General features: G+C 72.8%; 2 protein-coding genes. Both read left to right on the top strand.

Features of this window, described 5'->3' with window-relative positions; translation table 11 throughout:
• A partial coding sequence (pabB, locus tag GWK25_RS26355; RefSeq protein ID WP_251829044.1) for an aminodeoxychorismate synthase component I occupies nt 1-1,474 on the top strand: 1,474 nt, incomplete at its 5' end.
• Nucleotides 1,471-2,033 (top strand): AMP-binding protein (locus tag GWK25_RS26350; protein ID WP_215453644.1); only part of this gene is annotated, 563 nt, incomplete at its 3' end. The genes pabB and GWK25_RS26350, both read left to right, overlap by 4 nt.

Raw genomic sequence — 2,033 nt, 5'->3', positions numbered from 1 at the left:
GGCCCCCGGTCCCGCCTACCGGCTGCACACCCGTCGCATCGCCGGCGCCGTCGACGCCGAGGCCGCCTTCACCCGGATGTACGCCGACGCGCCGCACGCCTTCTGGCTGGACAGCTCCCGCGTCGAGCCGGGCCTGTCACGGTTCTCGTTCTTCGGCGACGGGAGCGGCCCCCTCGCCGAGGTCGTCCGCTACGACGTCGACAGAGGCCTGTGCGAGATCGAACGCGAGGGCCGGCCCACCCGCCGGGTCCGGGCGAGCGTCTTCGACTACCTCAAGCGGCAGTTGGCCGGCCGCAAGGTCGACGCGACCGGCCTGCCCTTCGACTTCACCGGCGGCTACGTCGGCTACTTCGGCTACGAACTCAAGGCCGACACCGGCTCCGTGAACCGCCACAAGGCCCAGACGCCCGACGCGGCCTGGCTGTTCGCGGACCGACTGATCGCCGTGGACCACCAGGAGGGTCACACCTACGCGGTCTGCCTCTCCGAGGACACCCCGGCGGCCTGCCGCGAGGCCGGCGACTGGCTCGACACCGCGCTGGCCCAGCTGACCTTCGTCGGCTCGGACGCCACGGTCCCCCTGAAAGCGGTCGGCGCGCCCTACCCGCGCGCCGCCGAACCCTGGCTCGTCCGCGACCGCGCCACCTACCTCGCCGACATCGACGCATGCAAGGCGGAGTTGAACGCGGGCACCAGTTACGAGGTCTGTCTGACCAACGCGGCCCGGTTACCCGCTCCCTACGACCCGTACGACTTCTACCGGGTGCTGCGCCGGATCAACCCCGCCCCGTACGCCTCCTACCTGAGGTTCGGCGAACTCGACATCGCGGGCTCGTCCCCCGAGCGCTTCCTGCGGATCACCCGCGACGGCATCGCCGAGGCCAAGCCCATCAAGGGCACCGCGCCCCGGGGCACCAGTCCGGAGGAGGACGACCGGCTCCGCGACGAACTGGCCGCCGACGCCAAGACCCGCGCCGAGAACCTGATGATCGTCGACCTGCTCCGCAACGACCTCGGCCGCGTCTCGCGGACCGGCTCCGTGAAGGTCACCCGTCTGATGGCCACCGAGACCTATGCCACCGTGCACCAACTCGTCTCCACGGTGGAGGGCAGACTGCGCGAGGGCACCGACGCCGTGGACTGCGTCCGGGCCTGCTTCCCCGGTGGCTCGATGACCGGGGCGCCCAAGCTGCGCACCCTGGAGATCATCGACACGCTGGAGACCGAGGCGCGGGGCGTGTACTCGGGAGCCCTCGGCTACCTCGGGTGCAGCGGCGGCGCGGACCTGAGCATCGTCATCCGTACCGCCGTGTTCCAGGGCGGCCGGATGCACCTGGGCGCGGGCGGAGCGATCGTCCTCGACTCCGATCCCACCGCCGAGTACGACGAGATGCTGCTGAAGACGGCGGCACTGATGCGGGCCCACCGGGAGCACGCCTCCGCCCCGGCCGTCAGCGAGGAGCCGACGCGATGACGATCACCACGACGGTCCGGCCCACCCGGCGCGCCCCCGACACAGGCGCTCCCGGCAACCTGGCGGCCCATCTCGCCGCCCTCGTCGAGCGACGGGGCTGGGCCGACCGGCCGGCCTTCCACCAGGGTCACCGGGCCTGGTCCCACGGCGAGATCCACGATCTCGCGGCCCGCACCGCCACCGTCCTCGCCGACCACGGCGTCCGCCCAGGTGATCGCGTCCTGCTCGCCCTCCCGGACTCCGTCACCTGGGTCACCACCTTCCTCGCCCTGGCCCGCCTGGGCGCGGTCGCGGTCCTGGTCAACCCCGAACTCACCCCGCCCGAACTCCAGTTCATGGCAGAGGACACGGAGGCGGTGCTGTGGGTGACGGGCCCGGGGCTGGAGCGGCAGTTTCCGGCCCGCGGCACCGTGCCCCGCCAGCGGCGCGGGGAACCGCGCGACCAGCCCCAGCCCCAGCCACCCCGCACCGCACAGCCGGCCGGGCAGGCGCCGCGCCTCGGCTCCGACCAACTGACGGCCCTGAGCACCACAGCCACGCCCACGAAGACGGCCCACCC

This window comes from Streptomyces sp. ATCC 21386 (genome assembly GCF_018728545.1).
GTDB lineage: Bacteria > Actinomycetota > Actinomycetes > Streptomycetales > Streptomycetaceae > Streptomyces.
This window is presented reverse-complemented; position numbering and strand designations above follow the sequence as displayed.